At 67.1% G+C, this 16,409-nt stretch carries 15 protein-coding genes; 12 read left to right on the forward strand and 3 right to left on the reverse strand.

The window, feature by feature from the left end; translation table 11 throughout:
* Positions 1 to 21 precede the first annotated feature (21 nt).
* Positions 22 to 471, forward strand: a complete 450-nt coding sequence (locus tag G154_RS10975; RefSeq protein WP_023985338.1) for a hypothetical protein — start codon at positions 22 to 24, stop codon at positions 469 to 471.
* Here G154_RS10975 and G154_RS10980 read toward each other — a convergent pair.
* Both G154_RS10980 and G154_RS10985 read right to left on the reverse strand, forming a co-directional pair.
* Positions 458 to 1,162 carry a YoaK family protein gene (locus G154_RS10980; RefSeq protein ID WP_019514061.1) on the reverse strand — a complete coding sequence of 235 codons (705 nt, stop codon included), beginning with the start codon at positions 1,160 to 1,162 and terminating at the stop codon, positions 458 to 460. The genes G154_RS10975 and G154_RS10980 overlap by 14 nt on opposite strands.
* Positions 1,162 to 2,730: a membrane protein gene (locus G154_RS10985; protein ID WP_019514062.1), complete on the reverse strand. Its 1,569-nt coding sequence runs from the start codon at positions 2,728 to 2,730 to the stop codon at positions 1,162 to 1,164. Before G154_RS10985 ends, G154_RS10980 begins: the two co-directional genes overlap by 1 nt.
* A 334-nt stretch (positions 2,731 to 3,064) precedes the next feature.
* Between G154_RS10985 and G154_RS10990 the strand changes: the two genes are divergently transcribed.
* On the forward strand, positions 3,065 to 4,459 hold the full coding sequence (locus G154_RS10990) for an MFS transporter (protein WP_019514063.1): 1,395 nt from the start codon (positions 3,065 to 3,067) through the stop codon (positions 4,457 to 4,459).
* Positions 4,460 to 4,461: 2 nt separating this feature from the next.
* Here the strand turns inward: G154_RS10990 and G154_RS10995 are convergent, their stop codons facing one another.
* Positions 4,462 to 6,132 (reverse strand): helix-turn-helix domain-containing protein, encoded by a 1,671-nt coding sequence (locus G154_RS10995; RefSeq protein ID WP_023985339.1) that lies wholly within the window; start codon positions 6,130 to 6,132, stop codon positions 4,462 to 4,464.
* 209 nt (positions 6,133 to 6,341) lie between these two features.
* On the opposite strand from G154_RS10995, the gene G154_RS11000 reads away from it, so the two are divergent.
* The 10 genes from G154_RS11000 to G154_RS11045 all read left to right on the forward strand — a co-directional run bounded on the left by G154_RS11000 (position 6,342) and on the right by G154_RS11045 (position 16,392).
* Positions 6,342 to 6,794 (forward strand): heme-binding protein, encoded by a 453-nt coding sequence (locus tag G154_RS11000; RefSeq protein WP_019514065.1) that lies wholly within the window; start codon positions 6,342 to 6,344, stop codon positions 6,792 to 6,794.
* 198 nt (positions 6,795 to 6,992) lie between these two features.
* Positions 6,993 to 7,712, forward strand: a complete 720-nt coding sequence (locus G154_RS11005) for a TenA family transcriptional regulator (RefSeq protein ID WP_023985340.1) — start codon at positions 6,993 to 6,995, stop codon at positions 7,710 to 7,712.
* Between the two features lie 60 nt (positions 7,713 to 7,772).
* Positions 7,773 to 8,120: a Rieske 2Fe-2S domain-containing protein gene (locus tag G154_RS11010; protein WP_031601345.1), complete on the forward strand. Its 348-nt coding sequence runs from the start codon at positions 7,773 to 7,775 to the stop codon at positions 8,118 to 8,120.
* A complete protein-coding gene (locus G154_RS11015; RefSeq protein WP_019514068.1) occupies positions 8,117 to 9,361 on the forward strand; it encodes an NAD(P)/FAD-dependent oxidoreductase in 1,245 nt (414 codons plus the stop codon). The genes G154_RS11010 and G154_RS11015 overlap by 4 nt, the downstream gene beginning before the upstream one ends.
* On the forward strand, positions 9,358 to 10,812 hold the full coding sequence (locus tag G154_RS11020) for an aldehyde dehydrogenase (RefSeq protein WP_019514069.1): 1,455 nt from the start codon (positions 9,358 to 9,360) through the stop codon (positions 10,810 to 10,812). The genes G154_RS11015 and G154_RS11020 overlap by 4 nt, the downstream gene beginning before the upstream one ends.
* 12 nt (positions 10,813 to 10,824) lie before the next feature.
* Positions 10,825 to 11,208 (forward strand): non-heme iron oxygenase ferredoxin subunit, encoded by a 384-nt coding sequence (locus G154_RS11025; RefSeq protein WP_019514070.1) that lies wholly within the window; start codon positions 10,825 to 10,827, stop codon positions 11,206 to 11,208.
* Positions 11,208 to 12,806: a gamma-glutamyltransferase family protein gene (locus G154_RS11030; protein WP_023985341.1), complete on the forward strand. Its 1,599-nt coding sequence runs from the start codon at positions 11,208 to 11,210 to the stop codon at positions 12,804 to 12,806. Before G154_RS11025 ends, G154_RS11030 begins: the two co-directional genes overlap by 1 nt.
* A complete protein-coding gene (locus tag G154_RS11035) occupies positions 12,796 to 13,224 on the forward strand; it encodes a RidA family protein (protein ID WP_023985342.1) in 429 nt (142 codons plus the stop codon). Before G154_RS11030 ends, G154_RS11035 begins: the two co-directional genes overlap by 11 nt.
* 292 nt (positions 13,225 to 13,516) lie before the next feature.
* Positions 13,517 to 14,995 (forward strand): hypothetical protein, encoded by a 1,479-nt coding sequence (locus G154_RS11040; RefSeq protein ID WP_031601347.1) that lies wholly within the window; start codon positions 13,517 to 13,519, stop codon positions 14,993 to 14,995.
* Between the two features lie 32 nt (positions 14,996 to 15,027).
* Positions 15,028 to 16,392: an amidase gene (locus tag G154_RS11045; RefSeq protein WP_019511001.1), complete on the forward strand. Its 1,365-nt coding sequence runs from the start codon at positions 15,028 to 15,030 to the stop codon at positions 16,390 to 16,392.
* The last annotated feature ends 17 nt before the right edge of the window (positions 16,393 to 16,409 follow it).

Here is a 16,409-nt window from a genome sequence, read left to right on the forward strand (position 1 = left end):
CAACCCTCCCAGCGTCCGCCGGTGGGGGTGAATTCGCAGGTTGCCGATCCTGGTGCGCCGGTGCTGACCCTCGCGGTGCCCGACGGGTGGTCGATGCAGGGTGGGGCCGGCGACATCGGTGCGCGCGTGAGCGGGCCCGAGGGGATGTCGGCGACCGTCACCATCGTGGCGACGACATCGACCCCGCAGGCCGCCTTCGCCGACTACGCCGACCGGCTCACCTCAGGTTCCTCGGTGAGTTCGTTGAATGTGCTGCCTGCCGAACTCTGCGACTACAGCGGGCAGAAGATGACGGGCGTGCTCTCCGACGGTGCGCGGCAGGCCATCGAGTTCGCCGATCGGGTGGTGCACATCCCCACCGGTAGCGGAAACTATCTGGTCTCCGTGCACACCGAGGCGCCCAACGGTGTCGCCGCATTCGATGCCGCCAGTGCCGAGCTGACCGGCGAGATCGAGGTCAGGATTCCCTGATCCGCGGGCCGTCGGCCTCGGTTCGGCGCACCAGCCGCAGATGTCCGATCAGAGCGACCGCACCGGTCAGCGCTGCCGACAGGGCGAACGGCGCGGCGATATGCCATCGCAACAGCAGTGCACCGGTCACGGCGCCTGCGAAGATGGTGGCGATTGCCGCGAATCGACGGTTCCACAGCACACCGGAGCCGGGGGTGGTCCACGTCTCACCGGCCAACGACGCCAGCGTCGAGGTCACCACGACGGTCGTCATATCGGCCACCGCGACGGTCCGGGCCACCATCGCCTGCGACCCCATCACCGCGGCGGTGGTGGCTGCCATGACTATCGGCAACACCGGGCCGCTGTGATCGTCCAGTCCGGCCAGCACACTCAGTGCCGCCAGCGTCACCGCGCCGACAGTCAACAGCACGGTGACCCGGTGTTGCCATCCCTTCTGGCTCGCCCTCAGGACCAACCCGGCCAGGAATGCCGCAGCGGTGAAGGCCCCGAGCGCGATGGCCGGGCCCAGGACCGGTAGGTCGTCGGCACCGGCCACACCCATACCGAGGATCACGATGTTGCCGGTCATGTTGCCTGTGAACACCCGATCCAACGCCAGAAAGCCGACGGCATCGACGATCCCGGTCACATACGTCAACACGATCGTCGCGATGAGTGCCAGTCGCCGGCGTGGGTCCGCGCCCACCATCAGAACAGCAGGACGGCCGCGACCGTGCAGAGCACGAGGCCGGACATGACGGGTACGAAGCATTTGCGGGCCAGCGTGAGCACCGGCACCCGCGCAAAGCCGGCCACCGCCACCAGCGACGACCACGCGACCAATGTGCCACCGCCGGACCAGATGTTGCCCATCTGGCCGATGGCGGCCAGCGTGGACGGGTCTATTCCGGCTGCTCCGCCGAGTGCGCCCGACAGCGATCCGGTGAGTGGCAGACCGCTGAAGCCCGACCCCTCGAGTCCGGCGATGACGCCCACGAACAGCACGGTGAAGGCAACGAGGAAGGCATTGGGTGCGACATTGGCCAGCGCCGCGTTGATGAGGTCGAACAGCAGTGCCGGACCCTTTGCGTCGGCCGGCATTCCGAGAATCTGGGCCGAGAAGTCACCGTTGCCGATGAAGAAGAAGCCGGCGATGGGTAGCACGATGCCCATCGCTTTGAAGGCGAAGACAAGGCCGTCGACGATATGCGTCGAGGAGCTTTCGAGAAAAGCGCGTTTGTCGTTGGTGATACAGGCGGCGAACAACAGCATCGCGGCGATTCCGCCGACGATGCCCGCGGCGTCACCACCCTGAAGTGGTGGCACGATGGAGGTGAACTTGCCCAGCAACAGGTAGACGATGAATGCCAGGTAGGCCAGTGGGACCAGCAGGGCGAACGCCTTGGCTGACAGTGGCTTAGGGGCATCGGCAGACTCCGTGGCGACCGGTTCGAGTACCGCCGTCGCGGTGGGTGACCCGGCGCCGGCGCCGGCGGGTACCGGGGCAACGCCGGTGCCGCCGGTGCCGCTGGGTTGCGGGCGTCCCGCCGTGCCCCCGTCCGCGTCCTGCTCTGCGGTGCTCACCCCGAGCTTGTCGGCCTTGTTCTCCCAGGCCACCAGCAACTCCGGTGCGGGCCGGCGCCAGGTGCGGCGCTGGGTCAGGTAGGTGATGGCCAGTGCGACGAAACCCACGATGAGGGACAGGATCATCGCCTTGTCGGCGACGGTGTCGGTATCGGCGCCGGCCGCTGTTGCCGAAATGCCGGGAGCCACCTTGATGATGTAATCCGACGACAATGCCATGCCCTGGCCGGCAATCGCGATCACCATGCCGACCGACAACGGGCTCAAGCCGGCTCGGATCGCCACCGGGATGAGCACTGCCCCCACCAGCGGAACGGCAGGCGTCGGCCAGAAGAACAGCGATATCACATAGGTGACGATCGCCAGTACAACGAAACTACTTGTGCCCGAACGCATCACTCGTCGAAATGGGGTGACCATCAGACGGTCGGCGCCCATCTCGCGCAGCGCCCCCAGCATGGCCGTGACGAAGGCGATGATCAAGAAGATGTTGAACAACTCGTGCGCGGCCACCAGGCTGGCGTTGAATATCGATGCCAACCCGGTCACGATGCTGCCCGAAAACACCCACGCAGTAAGCAAAGTCGCGACCACCGAGGGGACGAGGATGTTCTTGCGCAGTGCCATCGTGAGCAGGATGACGACGATGCCGGCGAGATAGATCCAGTGGGCTGCGCTGAGATGAATGTCCATCGCGGGTCTTTTCACTCACAACTGCTCGTGGGCTGTGCAGTTTGATGGGGGAATGCTCGGCGTGTTATGCGGCTGGGTCAACGAACAGAGTGCACACCGCTGTGCGCCCGCCGCTGTGCAACGTGTTCTGACCTTGTCATCCTGGTGTCGCGGTGTTTCGGCGACGTAAAGATCGGCGCCACATTTCGCGTCGCGGCGCTGGGCGGCGGCGCGGGTGGCGCAGACGCGCCGCCGCGCGCATTGTGCATGATGTCCATTTCGGGAGGGCCGGACTGGGCACCGTGACCGCCGGAGGCGGCGCCGGCCGTCGTTCCGGAGTGAGACAGTGGTGGCGATGACTGATACCGATAGCCGCTCGGTCGCCCGACCGCCCGGCCCCGATGCCAGCGGTACACCGCTGGCACTGGCCGCGCTGTTGTCCGGGACCCTGGTCGGTACCGTGAGCAACAACGTCGTCAATGTGCCGATGGCCGCGATCCTGGCAGACTTCGATGCGCCGCTCGGCAGCGGTGTTTTCGTCGTAGTCGGGTTTCTGCTCACCTTCACCGCGACGATGCCACTGGTCGGCTGGATCGGGGACCGATTCGGCCGGCGTCGCGTGTACTGCGCGTCGATGGTCGGCACGGCGATATGCGCCGTCGGTGCCGCGACGGCCCCATCCCTGGAGCTGCTGATCGTCTGGCGCTGTCTGGGTGGCGCGGCCGCCTCGGCCCTCGGCCCCGCCGTGCTCGGACTGCTGACCTGGCTGTTCGCCGGTGAACGGCGCGGGAAGGCGGTCGGGCTGTGGGCGTCGGTCAACGGAATCGGACAAGCGATAGGCCCCACGATGGGTGGGTTCATCGCCGACGGCTGGGGGTGGCGGTGGGTTTTCGTGCCGCTGGTGCCGGTGGCCCTCGCCGGGCTCATCGGGACGCTGTTGCACATCCCGCGGCACCCGGGTACCAGGATGCACTTCGACACGGTGGGTGCGCTGGCTCTCACATTCGGAGCGGGACTGCTGATCCTGGGCGTCGCCTTGATCCCGGCACAGGGGATCTCGGTGCTCGTCGGTGCGGCGGTGGGTACCGCCGTGCTGGTCCTGGTGTTCTTCGCCTGGCACTGCCGGCGAGTGCCAGAGCCGTTCGTCGACGTGCGGTTGGTGGCCGAGGCGCGATTCATGCGCAGCACCCTCGGCGCCTTCGCGTTCATGTTCAGTCTTGGCGCGACGCTGCTGGCAGTACCGCTGTATGTGGTTGCCGGCGGCTATTCGGGTTCGGTGGCGGGGATGGTCCTGCTGGCGATCCCGGTCTCGATGGTCGTTCTGGGGCCGGTGGTCGGGCGCTACCTGGACCGGCTCGGGGCACGCCGGGTGTTGCGCACCGGATTGAGCCTGCTGATCGTCGGGCAGGCGCTGCTGGCCGCGGCGGTGGCCACCGATCTGATCGAAAGATCCTATGGACTGCCGGGTTTCACGGCGATCCTGGTGGTGATCGGTATCGGCACGGCGTTCGTGCAGACGCCGGCGGCCACCGGCGCGACGCGTTCACCGGCCGGCGCGCAGGGCACCGGACTCGGCCTGTTCAACCTGGTGCGGTTCGGCGGGTCGGCGATGGGTGCGGCCTGGGTCGCCATCGCCCTCGGGCTACCGACCGCAACCGGTTTCGCGCTGGCATTCGCGGTGGTGGCGGTGGTGGCGGTGCTCGGGCTGCTGGGGTCTTTCGTGGGGACCGACCCGGTCGCAGAGCGGTAGCTTCAGCGGAAGCTTGCCTCGCGGTCCACGGCGGCGTGCACCTCGGTCAACAGGTCCAGCCGGATGGCCAGCCACACGGTGAATTGATTGTCCGGCAGCCGGATGTCCAATCCGATCGCTCGAGATACCCGGTCCAGTTTGGTCAGCATCGTGTTGCGGTGCACGTTGAGTGCTCTGGCGGTCGCGTTGACGTTGCCCCCGTTGGCGAGGTACCCGGTCACGAAATCCCGGAGATCCGGAGTGGCGCGCAGCGGGCCGAGAACGTCGGTGACCAGCGCGCGGCTCTGCTCGGTCTCGGCGACGTCGGCGAGCACGGTGAAACTGCGCAGGTCCTGATAGGAGACGGCGCCGGTCATGTTGAGCCGGCGCGCTATGCCCAGTGCGATGCGCGCCTCGCGATAACTGCCCGAGACCGCCTGGGCACCCGGTGCCGGTCTGCTGTAGGACACCGCGACCGCGGCGCCCCGGCGGTTCTCCAATTCCTCGGACATCGCTCCGGCGTAGTGCGCCATCTCCTGGCGGCGGGCATCGCCATCCGGCCCGCGCAATGTCCGCACGACCACCAGGACGTCGCCGAGAACGGTCACATAGGAACGGACGGCCGGATCAGGTGCCACGTTGGCGGCGTAGCGGGCCAGCCGGACCATGCTTGCGGCCGGATTGTCGACCCCGTGCGGCACCACGCCCGGTGCGACGAAAACCCCGAAGTGTGAGTCGATGTCGATATCGTGGTACTCGGCGCGCGTGCGCATATCGTGCTCGCTGGAGAAGTGTCCATGCACCAGGGCCTGGACGAAATCCCCACGGGCGCGTTCCTCGGCCTCGTCGATACTGTGCTGACGCAGCATCTCCGAGCCGATGATGGCAGTCGCCTGCTCGGTGACGACGATGTGGCGCGCCACATCGTGACCACCCGGTGCTGGATCGGCGACCAGGATGGCAACCCACCCCTCGAACGCCTTCCCGAGCCGGATCGCTGTGCTGATGGCGGTCCAGGAGGTGCCGGTGGGGTCGTCGAGGTGCTCGATCCGCGTGTCGTGATGTGCGGACAACCGTGCGGCGGTGGGAAGGTCGACGGTCAGTCTCGGTAGGAGCACCGTGTTGAGTGCGGTGGCCGTCTCGGCGCCGAGGCCGTTGACGGCCACGATCTGCCCGCGTGCGTCCAACGCGATCGCCGGGTTGCGAGCCAGGTTGGACACCTCGCGAACCAGCATCTGCAGCCCGGCACCGCGATGGAAAAGCCCGGCCAGAGACGCGTGCACATGGGTCGCATAACGCATCACATGCACTTCCTGATTGAGTGCGCGCTCGGCCAGTAGTCGGTTCAGGGCGGTGAACCCCACCGGGAAGGCCATCTCGACGACCACCAGCCCGACAGGCAGGCTCGCCGGAAAACCTGTCGGTATGGATCCGTCGACCAGCAGCGTGGTGGCGCCCCGTGCGGACAGCGCACCCAACGCGCCGGTATTGCCCAGCAACGCCTCTGGGCGAGCGTAGACGGCGACGCCGTCGAGCGTCTCGTGTCCGGACAGGACTTCAGAAAGCGGTAGTACCCAGTGTAATTCGCGATCGAGATGATCGTGCCCAGCCACGACGCGGGCGGCGGACATCAACGATTCGTCGAGCATGCCGGCGACCGTCATGCGATCACCCTGGGTGTGCGCTGGTGTCATATCCCTCACCTCGTGTGTGCGACGCGTCTGCCGGGCTGCGGCGGCGTGCACCGCCACGATCACATCGTCGGCCAGCGCAACCCTATGTGCAGTTTGTCCCGAATGTCGGGTCAATGCCGGACATAGTGACCAGCGCATTCGGTGGGCAAGCTCGGTAGACATTGACCAGGCGCACAGCCAGTCACCGACGACCACAGGAGTCAGCCGATATGCATCAGGTTTACCGAATCACCCTCGACGACGCCCTGCCCCTGCTCGCCGCCGGCCGGGCCAAGGCTGAAGAGATCGGTGTCAAGCAGACGCTGTGCATCTGCGATGACGGCGGCAATGTTCTTGCGCTGCATCGGCTTCCGGGTGCGAGGTTGACCGGTGTGGACATCTCGATCGCCAAGGCCTTTACCGCAGCCGGGCACGAACGGGCCACGCACCTGTTCAACGAGCCGCCGAACGGCCCCGCCTTGCCCGGTAACGAGGCCTTCGGTATCAGTCAGATGCTGCCGGGCAAGTTCGCCGTCTTCGTCGGCGGCTTTCCGCTGGTGTTCGAAGGTCAGATCGTGGGCGGCGTCGGAATCAGCGGTGGCAACGGAGCCCAGGACAAAGCGGTCGGTGGCGCAATCCTTGCCGAGTTCGAGGCGCTGACTGCGGCCGTCGGGTCCCGCTGAAAGTACTGTGCAGCATGACTCGCCACCGACTGTACCGGCGTTGATGTTGTCCATGTCGAAAAGCTACGAGCCTAGTTAATCTCACTGTCGCAGAGCATATTTCGCATGCCGATTGCGTGTGCAGCCCTGTTCGAATGCGAATCGTCGCACGCCGGCGGCTGTTCGCTCCGTACCCAGCCGAATCGAAAGGATCTCACCATGACCGAACTGTTGGATCGCGCCGCGTTCCGGACCGAACTGGAGAACGCCATCAAAGGGCGCGAGGCGAAGAACGCCTCGTTCTCCAAGGCCTGGGCCGATGGCCAGTTGAAGCGCCATCACTTTGCCCGCTGGGCCGAGAATCACTTTCACTATGTGGGGCCCTTTGCCGATTATCTGGCCAACATCTACTCCAACACTCCCGACGAGTTCACCGGCGCAAAAGATTTCACGCTGCAGAACATGTATGAGGAGGAACTGGCCGATATTCGGCACACCGACCTGCTGATCAAATTCGGCGAGGCATGCGGCACCACCAAGGAACGCATCGAAGACCCCAACAACATGAACGCGATCACGCGGGGTCTGCAGTCCTGGTGCTACGCGGTATCTGCGCGTGAGCACTTCGTGGTGGCCACCGCGGCGCTGGTGGTCGGTCTGGAGTCGCAGGTGCCCAGCATCTACACCAAGCAGATCGTGCCCCTGCGCGAGGTCTACAAGTTCACCGAGGACGAGATCGAGTTCTTCGATCTGCACATCACCTCCGACGTCGTGCACGGTGAGCGTGGTTACCAGATAGTGCTGGACCACGCCGACACCCCGCAGTTGCAGCAGCGTTGTCTCCAGATGGTGCGCTGGGGTGCCGAAATGCGCTTCTCGTACACCAAGGGTCTCTACGACACCTACGTCGCACCGGAACTGGAGCCGGCAGCGGTCTGACCGGTCTCGGCGCGGTCCGCCCCGCGCGGGCCGCGCCGAACCGACCGAAAGGGAGAGCACATGTGGACAGCTGTGGCCACCATGAAAGACCTCGGCAGGCGACGCAAGCTGCGAGTCGAGATCGACGGCTTGGCCGTCGCCTTGTTCCAGGCCGACGGTGGGGTGTATGCCTTCGCCGATCTCTGTGTGCACCAGGATCGTTCGCTGTTCAAGGGCACACTGCTGCACGGCAAGGTGATCTGTCCCGGCCACCAGTGGCAGTTCGATCTGGAGACAGGCTACGAGGCCGACCAGGACCTCTGCCAACCCACCTACCCGGTGCGTGTCGACGACGACGGCACCGTCTACATCGACACGATGCCCACACGGCACGCCGAGGCGGGCACCGGAGAGGGAGCGAGGGCATGACACCGCGCACCATCGTCACCGTCGGCGCCGGCCAGGCCGCCGCCGTCGCCGCGCGCAATCTGCGCCGGCACGGCTTCGACGGCCGGATCCTGCTGATCGGTGACGAACCGCATCCGCCGTATCAGCGACCGCCGCTGTCCAAGGAATACCTTTCCGGTGCCGAGACCGCGGAATCACTGTGGATTCTGCCCGAAAAGTGGCGCGCCGCCAATGATGTCGAGGTGCTCACCGATACCACCGTGGCACGTGTCGACCCGGCAACCCGCACCGTGGAACTCGCCGGTCGCACCCCGATCGTCGCCGACGCTGTCTTGTTCGCCACCGGCGGCAGTCCGCGGCGACTCACGGTGCCGGGGCCGCGTCCGGACCTCGTGCACTATCTGCGCAGCCTCGACGACGCCACCCGACTGGTGCCGCACCTGCAGCCCGGTTGTCGGCTGGCCATCATCGGTGCCGGTTTCATCGGACTGGAGCTCGCCGCCACGGCCGCGACGGCCGGTGTCGCGGTGACGGTGCTGGAGACCGCGCCGACACCGCTGGCCGCGGCGCTCGGTGCCGATATGGGCATGCTGATCACAGCGTTGCACCGCGACAACGGTGTCGACGTCCGCACCTCGGCATCGGTCACCGACCTACGTACCACCGGCAACTCCGTCCTGATCGGCAGCGGCACCGCAGCTGAGGAATTCGATATCGCGGTGATCGGCATCGGTATCACCCCCAACGTCGCCTCCGCGGCAGCCTCAGGCCTCGACGTCGATGACGGCATCGTCGTCGACGATGCGGGACGCACCGCGATACCCCACGTCTACGCTGCCGGTGATGTGGCGCGCCGCTACTCGGCACGGGCGGGTTGCCATGTCCGGGTCGAACACTTCGACAATGCCAGTCGGCAGGGCGTGGCGGTGGCCGGCGCGATGCTGGGGCGCGACGCCGTCAACGACGACCCGCACTGGTTCTGGTCGGACCAGTTCGGCCGGAACATCCAGAGCTTGGGCACCATCCGTGGCACCCCGGTACTGCGCGGCGACCGGGACGGCCTGGACTTCACCGCCTTCTACTTCGACGGTCCCGTTCTGTGCGGTGCGCTCAGTATCGAACGGGGCGAGGACATCTCGATAGCACGCGAACTGCTCGGCAGGCATGTCGAGCCCACGGCACTCGGTGACGAGGATGTGGACCTGTGGGACCTGGCCTACAGCGACCAGGAAAACGAAGAGCACACGGAGGTGACGGCATGATCGAGGGTCTGAACTTCATCGGCGGGACCTGGGTGCCCGCGCAATCCGGGGCAACGTTCACCAGGGTGAACCCGGCCGACCCGACCGATGTCATCGGTACATTCCCGGCATCGGAACCCCAGGATGTCGCGCGTGCCGTCGACGGCCTGGTTCACGCGGCGCCGGAGTGGGCTGACACGTCCCCGGAACGCCGAGCAGCAATCCTGGAAGCCGCAGCCGCACAGCTGGAATCGCGCAGTGCCGCGTTGATCGCCGAATTGGTGCGTGAGGAGGGCAAGACCGTCGCCGAGGCCACCATGGAGGTCGGCCGCACCCCGTCGAATCTGCGCTTCTATGCCGCCGAGGCGACCCGCGTTGGCGGAGTCACCCTGCCCACGGCCGGCGATGCCCTGGTCTACACACTGCGCGAACCGATCGGCATCGTCGGGGCCATCACCCCGTGGAACTTCCCGCTCAACATCCCTTCCCGCAAGCTCGGGCCGGCGCTGGCCGTCGGAGATCCGGTGCTGTTCAAGCCCTCCGAACTGACCCCGCTGATGGGGCAGCGACTGGTCGAAGCGTTGTTGGCCGGTGGCCTGCCGCCGGGCGTGATCGCATTGGTGCAGGGTGACGGTATCGCGGGAGCCGCCGTCACCACCGACCCACGAATCGCGGCGATCACGTTCACCGGGTCCACCGACGTCGGCCGAACCATCCACGCCCAGATCGGCCCGCACCGTCGGGTGCAGTTGGAGATGGGCGGCAAGAACCCGGTGATCGTCGCGGCGGACGCCGATCCCGAACACGCGGCGGCGCTGATCGCCAAAGGGGCCTTCGGACTGTCCGGCCAGGCGTGTACCGGTACCAGCAGGGTGATCGTCACGGACGCCAACCACGATGCGGTGGTCGATGCCCTGGTCACGCGGGCCGAGGCGATCAAGGTGGGTCCGGGTGCAGAACCCGGCATCGATATGGGCGCGCTGGCCAGCGCCGCCCAGTACGCGAAGTTCCGGTCTTATCTGCAGGCGGGCATCGAGGACGGTGCCACCCTGCGCTGCGGTGGTGGATCCGTCACTCCCGGTGGCGCACCGGGCGGGTACTTCGTCCGTCCCGCGATCTTCACCGGGGCCACGCCCGGGATGCGCATCGTCGACGAGGAGGTCTTCGGACCCTTGGTGGCCGTCCAACGCGCGGCAGACATGGACGAGGCGATCGAGCTGGCCAATGCCACCGACTTCGGGCTGTCGGCGGCCATCGTCACCAACGATCTGAGTGTGGCGCAGCGGTTCGCCCGCAGGTCGCGGACCGGTCTGGTGAAGATCAACCAGCCCACCACGGGGATGGCGATGAACGCGCCCTTCGGTGGCTACAAGGCCTCGTCGGCCGGCACCTTCAAGGAACAGGCCGGCGCATCGATGATGGAGTTCTACCTCAATGAGAAGACCGTCTACCTGAACCCCAGCACACCCTAGGACAGGAGTGTCATGACAGAACAGATGCAGCACGCCACAACGGAATTCGTCCGGATTGCCCGATCGGGTCAGGTGCCCGAAGGCATCGTCAGACGGTTCTACGCCGGAGAACACGAGTTCGCGGTGGCCAGACTCAACGGCAAGGCCTATGCCACGTCCAACTACTGTACGCACCTGGACTGCCTGCTGTCTTCTGGCAAACTTCGTGACGACGGTATCGGATGCTCCTGTCACGGAAGCGCATTCGATCTGGAGACCGGTGAACCGATCAGTCCACCGGCAACCGAGCCGATCAAGACCTATCCCTGCCAGGAGCGCGACGGCGAGATCTTCGTCGGGGTGACGCCGGGTGATACGCCCGCAGGCCCGACCCGCCGCGCGCGCCGGAGCGTCTGATGTCCGATGCGGCTCGCCCGCCTGCCCTGTCCGGAGCGGGCATGGTCAGCTCCAGCCATCCCGCGGTCAGCCTGGCCGGGGCGCGGGTACTGGCCGACGGGGGCAATGCCGTCGATGCGACGCTGGCGATGGCATCGATGTGCTGGCTGACCCTACCTGGACAATGCGGTATCGGTGGTGATGCGTTCGCCGTGGTTCGTGAACCCGACGGCCGGGTGTGGACGGTCAACGGGTCGGGATTCGGACCGGACGGGGGCACTCCGGACTTCTATGCCGAACAAGGCTTTTCGTCCATCCCGCTGGACGGACCGCTGGCGGTGGCGGTGCCGGGTGCACCGGCGGCACTGGCGGTGTTACATCGCAACGGCGCCACGCGCGAGCTTCCCGCGCTGTGGGCGCAGGCGGCGCGAATCGCAGAGAAGGGAGTGCCGTGCTCGGCGCGCACCGCCGGTGATGTCGGCACCGCACTGACGGCCATCGGTGATGACGCGGGTCTGTCCGCGGTCTACACGAGCGGCGGAGGTGCGGCGCGTGTCGGGCATCGACTCGTTCAGCCGGATCTGGCCGCGACCATCCGCTTGCTGGCACACGACCCAGCGGGCTTCTATCGCGGTTCGTTCGGCGAACGCGCGATCTCCGCGTTGCGGGCGGGCGGCGCGCCGTTCAGCGGTGACGAATGGGCCGCCGGTGCCGCATTGGATATCGAACCGGCGCTCACCGGCCGCTACGCAGGTGCCACGGTGCACCAGACGCCGCTTCCCACGCCCGGCTGGATGGTGCTGCACCAGGCGGCGCTGTGTGACGGTGTGGTCGGATTCCAGCGCTGGCTCAGTAGCGCGGCCATCGACCGGTTGGCCCGCGCCGCGAGACTGTCCTTCGCCGACCGGCTCGAGTTGTGCGGCAGCGACAACGCCGGCGCCGCTTATGTGCTGGGGCAGGAGCGGGTCGCGATGCAACGCCGCGACCTCGATGATCGCATCGAGGTTCGCGGCCCGATCTCGGTCGGTGCGGGTGATACCACCTCGACGGTGGCCGTGGACGCCGACGGTAGGGCCGTCAGTTTCATCCACTCCCTGGCCTTCACCTTCGGTGCGAAGTTCACGGTGCCGGGCACGGGTGTGGTCCTCAACAACCGTCTCGCCCGCGGCGCCTATCTCCTACCGGGCCATCCCAACGAGGTCGCCCCACGCCGTAAACCCCTGCACACCCTCAACGCCTGGATCGTGACCGACGATCGCGGGGGGCTGCTGCACGTCGGAAACACCCCGGGCGGGGATGGTCAGGTGCAGTGGAACATGCAGCTGCTCTCGCACATTCTCGATCACGGGCTCGATCCCGCCGAGGCGGTCGCCGCACCTCGGTTCACCGTGTTCCCCGGTTCGGACGCCGACGTCATCGGCGCGGCCGACGAACTGCGCATCGAGGATTCGGTGCCGGTCACTGTTCGGGAGGAACTCGCGCAATGGGGACACCGGGTCACCGTCCAACCGCGAAGGGGTGCCGGCGGCAGCGCCCAATTGATCTCGCTGGATGACCGCGGCATCCTCAGCGGCGCGGCCGACCCCCGGCAGGAAGGTGTGGCGCTCGGTGTCGACTGACCGCTGTGCGCCACCCCCGCAGGGCGACTATGCGCCGGCGGTACTGCACGCCGGCATCGTGCACACCGCTGGGATGACGCCACGCCGCAATGGCGTGCTTGACGTGGTAGGTACGGTCGGTGCCGACGTCGACGTCGAAACCGCCTACCGAGCCGCCGGGTTGGCTGCGCGTAATGCGGTGGCCGCGGTGCGGTCGGTGCAGCCGGGCGGTACCGGCGACGTTCGCTGTCTGCAGATGACGGTATACGTGGCATGCACCGCCGACTTCACGTCGTTGACCGCGGTGGCCGACGGCGCCACGGCAGCACTCACCGAGGTTCTCGGTCCGGGAAACATTCCGGCCCGCAGTGCGATTGGAGTGGCGTCGTTACCGTCGGGCGCTCCGGTCGAAGTGCAACTCGTCGCCGCGGTGGGCTAGCGGGTTGCTCATGATCGCACAACCGTGCACGGTGCGCAGCGAAATGAGATTCTGGCTGCACATCTGGACACTGTGCACGGCTGACCGGTTGTGCGGTGTGCCTTTTCGGGATTGCCGCAGGGGCCGGCGCTGTACAGAATCAGGGTCTGCACGACGCCGGGGCGTAGCGGCGCAACCGCACGACCCACCGCGGTGACAACAGCACCGCAATGTGGTCCCGGCGGGTTCGACTGCTGTTGAAAGCTTTTCGGATCGCCACACCATGGCGCTCGGTTCCAGGAAGGTTCTCCAGGTGACTCTCGCCCACTACTGCTATCTGCTCGGACTCGTCGCACTCATCATCACCGTCATAGCGAAGAAGAATGTCGTGGCGCCGGCACTGCTGGCCACCTTCCTCACCGCGACGGCCTTCGGGGGCAGTGTCACCACCGGACTGGCGGCGTTGTTCAACGCCGCCATCGTCGGCACCCGTGAGCTGCTACCGATCTTCCTGGTGATCGCTCTGGTCACCGCAATGCTGGGAGCGGTACGCCGCGCCGGTGCCGACGCGCTGATGATCGCACCCCTGCGCTCGCTGTTTCGCAACGGGCACACTGCCTACGTCGTGCTGGCGGTCGTGACCTTCCTGCTGTCGCTGTCCTTCTGGCCGACCCCGGTCCTGCCGTTGATCGCGGCGATCCTGCTGCCCGCGGCGGTACGGGTGGGATTGCCGCCTTTCGGTGCGGCATTGGCGATCGCCATCACCGGTCAGGGCATGGCGCTCAGCTCGGACCTCATCATGGGCGTGGCCCCCTCGTTGTCGGCCGACGGTGCCGATGTGTCAGCCGGATCGATCGCGATCCGCGCCACCATCATCGCGCTGATCGCCGGGGTGGTGGCCCTGACCGTCGCCTATCTCCGCGACGTCCGAACCAAAATGCTCACCCCCGCGGCCGCGGCGGCCGTGGTCCTTCCGGTCCAGGCGGTCGCCGAGGGCGGTGGACCCGACGATGCCGCGGCCGCCGCTACCGACCCCTCCGCGGTCCGCGTCGCCACCGAAACATCGGATTCCCAGCGGGTTTCGGGGGCCGCGCGCGTCATCGCGGTGGCGATTCCGACACTGTTCGCAGCGCTGCTGCTGTTCATGCTGCTCGGCCGGTTCACCAATTGGTTGCCCAATATCGACGAAGGATTGGGCGCCCCGCTGGTGGGTGGCACGGCGGCGCTGGCATTGGTGGCGGTGTCCGTCATCTCTGTGCGGCACGGGTGGCTGGCCGAGGTGGGTGACCACTTCACCGACGGCATCGCCTTCTCGTTCCGCACCATGGGAATGGTCATTCCGGTCGCCGGCTTCGTCTACATCGGGCTGTCGGACTACTCGGGGACCATCCTCGGCCTGCCCGAGGACGTCGCGGCGCCGGCATTTCTCCTCGACGCGGTGTCCAGGGTGCAACCGCTGATCCCGGCGATACCGGTCATCGCGGCGTTTGCGATGTTGGTCATCGGCATGGTGATAGGTCTCGACGGCAGCGGTTGGCCTGGCCTACCGTTCACCGGATCGCTGGCCGCCTCACTGGGGGAGAACTCGGGAGCCGATGTGGCGACCCTGGCCGCGATCGCGCAGAACGGGGCGAGCTGGACGGGTGGCGGAACGTTGGTGATCTGGTCCTCGCTGATCGTGGTGGCAGGCCTCACCGGAGTATCGGTGATCGATCTCGCCCGACGCCTGTTCATACCGGTCGTGACCGGACTATTGGTGGCGACATCCGTTGCGGCAGTGGTGATGTTGTGACCGCGGCATTTTCCCGGACAGTTGGTTCACCGGTGGTGGACACCGCGGAGCGGGTCCGATCCGGACGGCTCAGCGCCCGCGAGGTGGTCGCCGAGGCGCTGTGTGCCATCGAGACCGCCGACCCCGAGCTCAATGCGTTCGTGCACGTGGATCGCGACGGCGCCATGACCAGGGCCACCGAGATCGACCGGATCGTGGCTGCCGGTCAGGATCCCGGTCCGCTTGCCGGCGTGCCGATGGGCGTGAAAGAGCTGCACGCGGTGTTCGGCTGGCCCTACGCGATGGGGAGTCGGCTCTATGAAGGGCGGATCGCCGATCACACGAGCACGTTGGTTAACCGTGCGGTGGGCGCCGGCGCGGTCCCCGTCGGGTTGACCACCTCGCCGGAGTTCGGCCGGGCGTCGTTCACTGCCTCCCCGTTGCACGGGGTGACCCGCAACCCGTGGAATCCACGGTTGACACCTGGTGGCTCCAGTGGCGGATCGGCGGCGGCCGTGGCAGCCGGGATGGTGCCTTTCTCCACCGGCACCGATGGAGCGGGGTCGTTACGGATTCCAGCCGCCTATTGCGGGCTCGTCGGGTTCAAGGCGACCTACGGTGTGGTCCCGCGCGGGCCCCGACATAGCGGGGTCGCCGACAACGATCACTACGGGGTGCTGACCACCACGGTGCGCGATACCGCCCGGGTGCTCGACAGTGTGACCGGTCTCGATCCCGCCGACCGCGCGTCGGTTCCCGCTCCGCTGTTGGAGGCCGCATTGGACGAGATCGACCTGCGTGGCCTGCGGGTGGCGTTCCTGCCCACGCTGGGCGGTGCGCCGTGCGATCCCGAGGTTGCGGCGGTGGCGGAGGTGGCCGCGCAGCGGTTTCTCGCGACCACCGGTGCGGTGCGGGTGAGCGTCGAGGTCCCGATAGATCCAGACTGTGCCGCGGCTTTTCGGGTGCTGTCGGCACCAGATGTGTACGCCGCCGTTGCCGCGGCGGGCTCCGGTGGCCCCGGCGATGTCGAGGTCGACGCGTCGGTGCGCCGCTATGTCGACGCCGCGCGTGAGTTGACCGTGTCGACGCTGTTGCAGGCACACGAGACACGGGCCAGGCTGGTGGCGGCCACCGCCGACGCGTTCGAGCAGATGGACCTGCTGCTGACACCGTCCACGCAGGTACCCGCATTCGATGCCGAGGGACCGATGCCGACCGAGATCGACGGCCACGAGGTGGACCACTGGGGTGCGCTCGCGGTGACCTACCCTTTCAACCTGACCGGCCAGCCGGCCATCTCGGTGCCCGCCGGATGGGCCGGCGGCGCGCCGTGCGGTCTGCAGATCGTGGGTGCCCGACACGCCGACGCCTTGGTGCTGGCCGCTGCCGCCGCTGCCGAGCGCAGCAACGGCCGCTGACGTGCGTTTCGGGTGAG

The organism is Mycobacterium sp. VKM Ac-1816D (assembly GCF_000416385.1).
GTDB classification, from domain to species: Bacteria; Actinomycetota; Actinomycetes; order Mycobacteriales; family Mycobacteriaceae; genus Mycobacterium; species Mycobacterium neoaurum_A.

Bases quoted from the DNA above. Each gene is read 5' to 3' on its own strand.
- G154_RS10980 (WP_019514061.1), bottom strand. From the start codon at position 1,162: ATGGTGGGCGCGGACCCACGCCGGCGACTGGCACTCATCGCGACGATC.
- G154_RS10985 (WP_019514062.1), bottom strand. From the start codon at position 2,730: ATGGACATTCATCTCAGCGCAGCCCACTGGATCTATCTCGCCGGCATC.
- G154_RS10990 (WP_019514063.1), top strand. From the start codon at position 3,065: ATGACTGATACCGATAGCCGCTCGGTCGCCCGACCGCCCGGCCCCGAT.
- G154_RS10995 (WP_023985339.1), bottom strand. From the start codon at position 6,132: ATGACACCAGCGCACACCCAGGGTGATCGCATGACGGTCGCCGGCATG.
- G154_RS11000 (WP_019514065.1), top strand. From the start codon at position 6,342: ATGCATCAGGTTTACCGAATCACCCTCGACGACGCCCTGCCCCTGCTC.
- G154_RS11005 (WP_023985340.1), top strand. From the start codon at position 6,993: ATGACCGAACTGTTGGATCGCGCCGCGTTCCGGACCGAACTGGAGAAC.
- G154_RS11010 (WP_031601345.1), top strand. From the start codon at position 7,773: ATGTGGACAGCTGTGGCCACCATGAAAGACCTCGGCAGGCGACGCAAG.
- G154_RS11015 (WP_019514068.1), top strand. From the start codon at position 8,117: ATGACACCGCGCACCATCGTCACCGTCGGCGCCGGCCAGGCCGCCGCC.
- G154_RS11020 (WP_019514069.1), top strand. From the start codon at position 9,358: ATGATCGAGGGTCTGAACTTCATCGGCGGGACCTGGGTGCCCGCGCAA.
- G154_RS11025 (WP_019514070.1), top strand. From the start codon at position 10,825: ATGACAGAACAGATGCAGCACGCCACAACGGAATTCGTCCGGATTGCC.
- G154_RS11030 (WP_023985341.1), top strand. From the start codon at position 11,208: ATGTCCGATGCGGCTCGCCCGCCTGCCCTGTCCGGAGCGGGCATGGTC.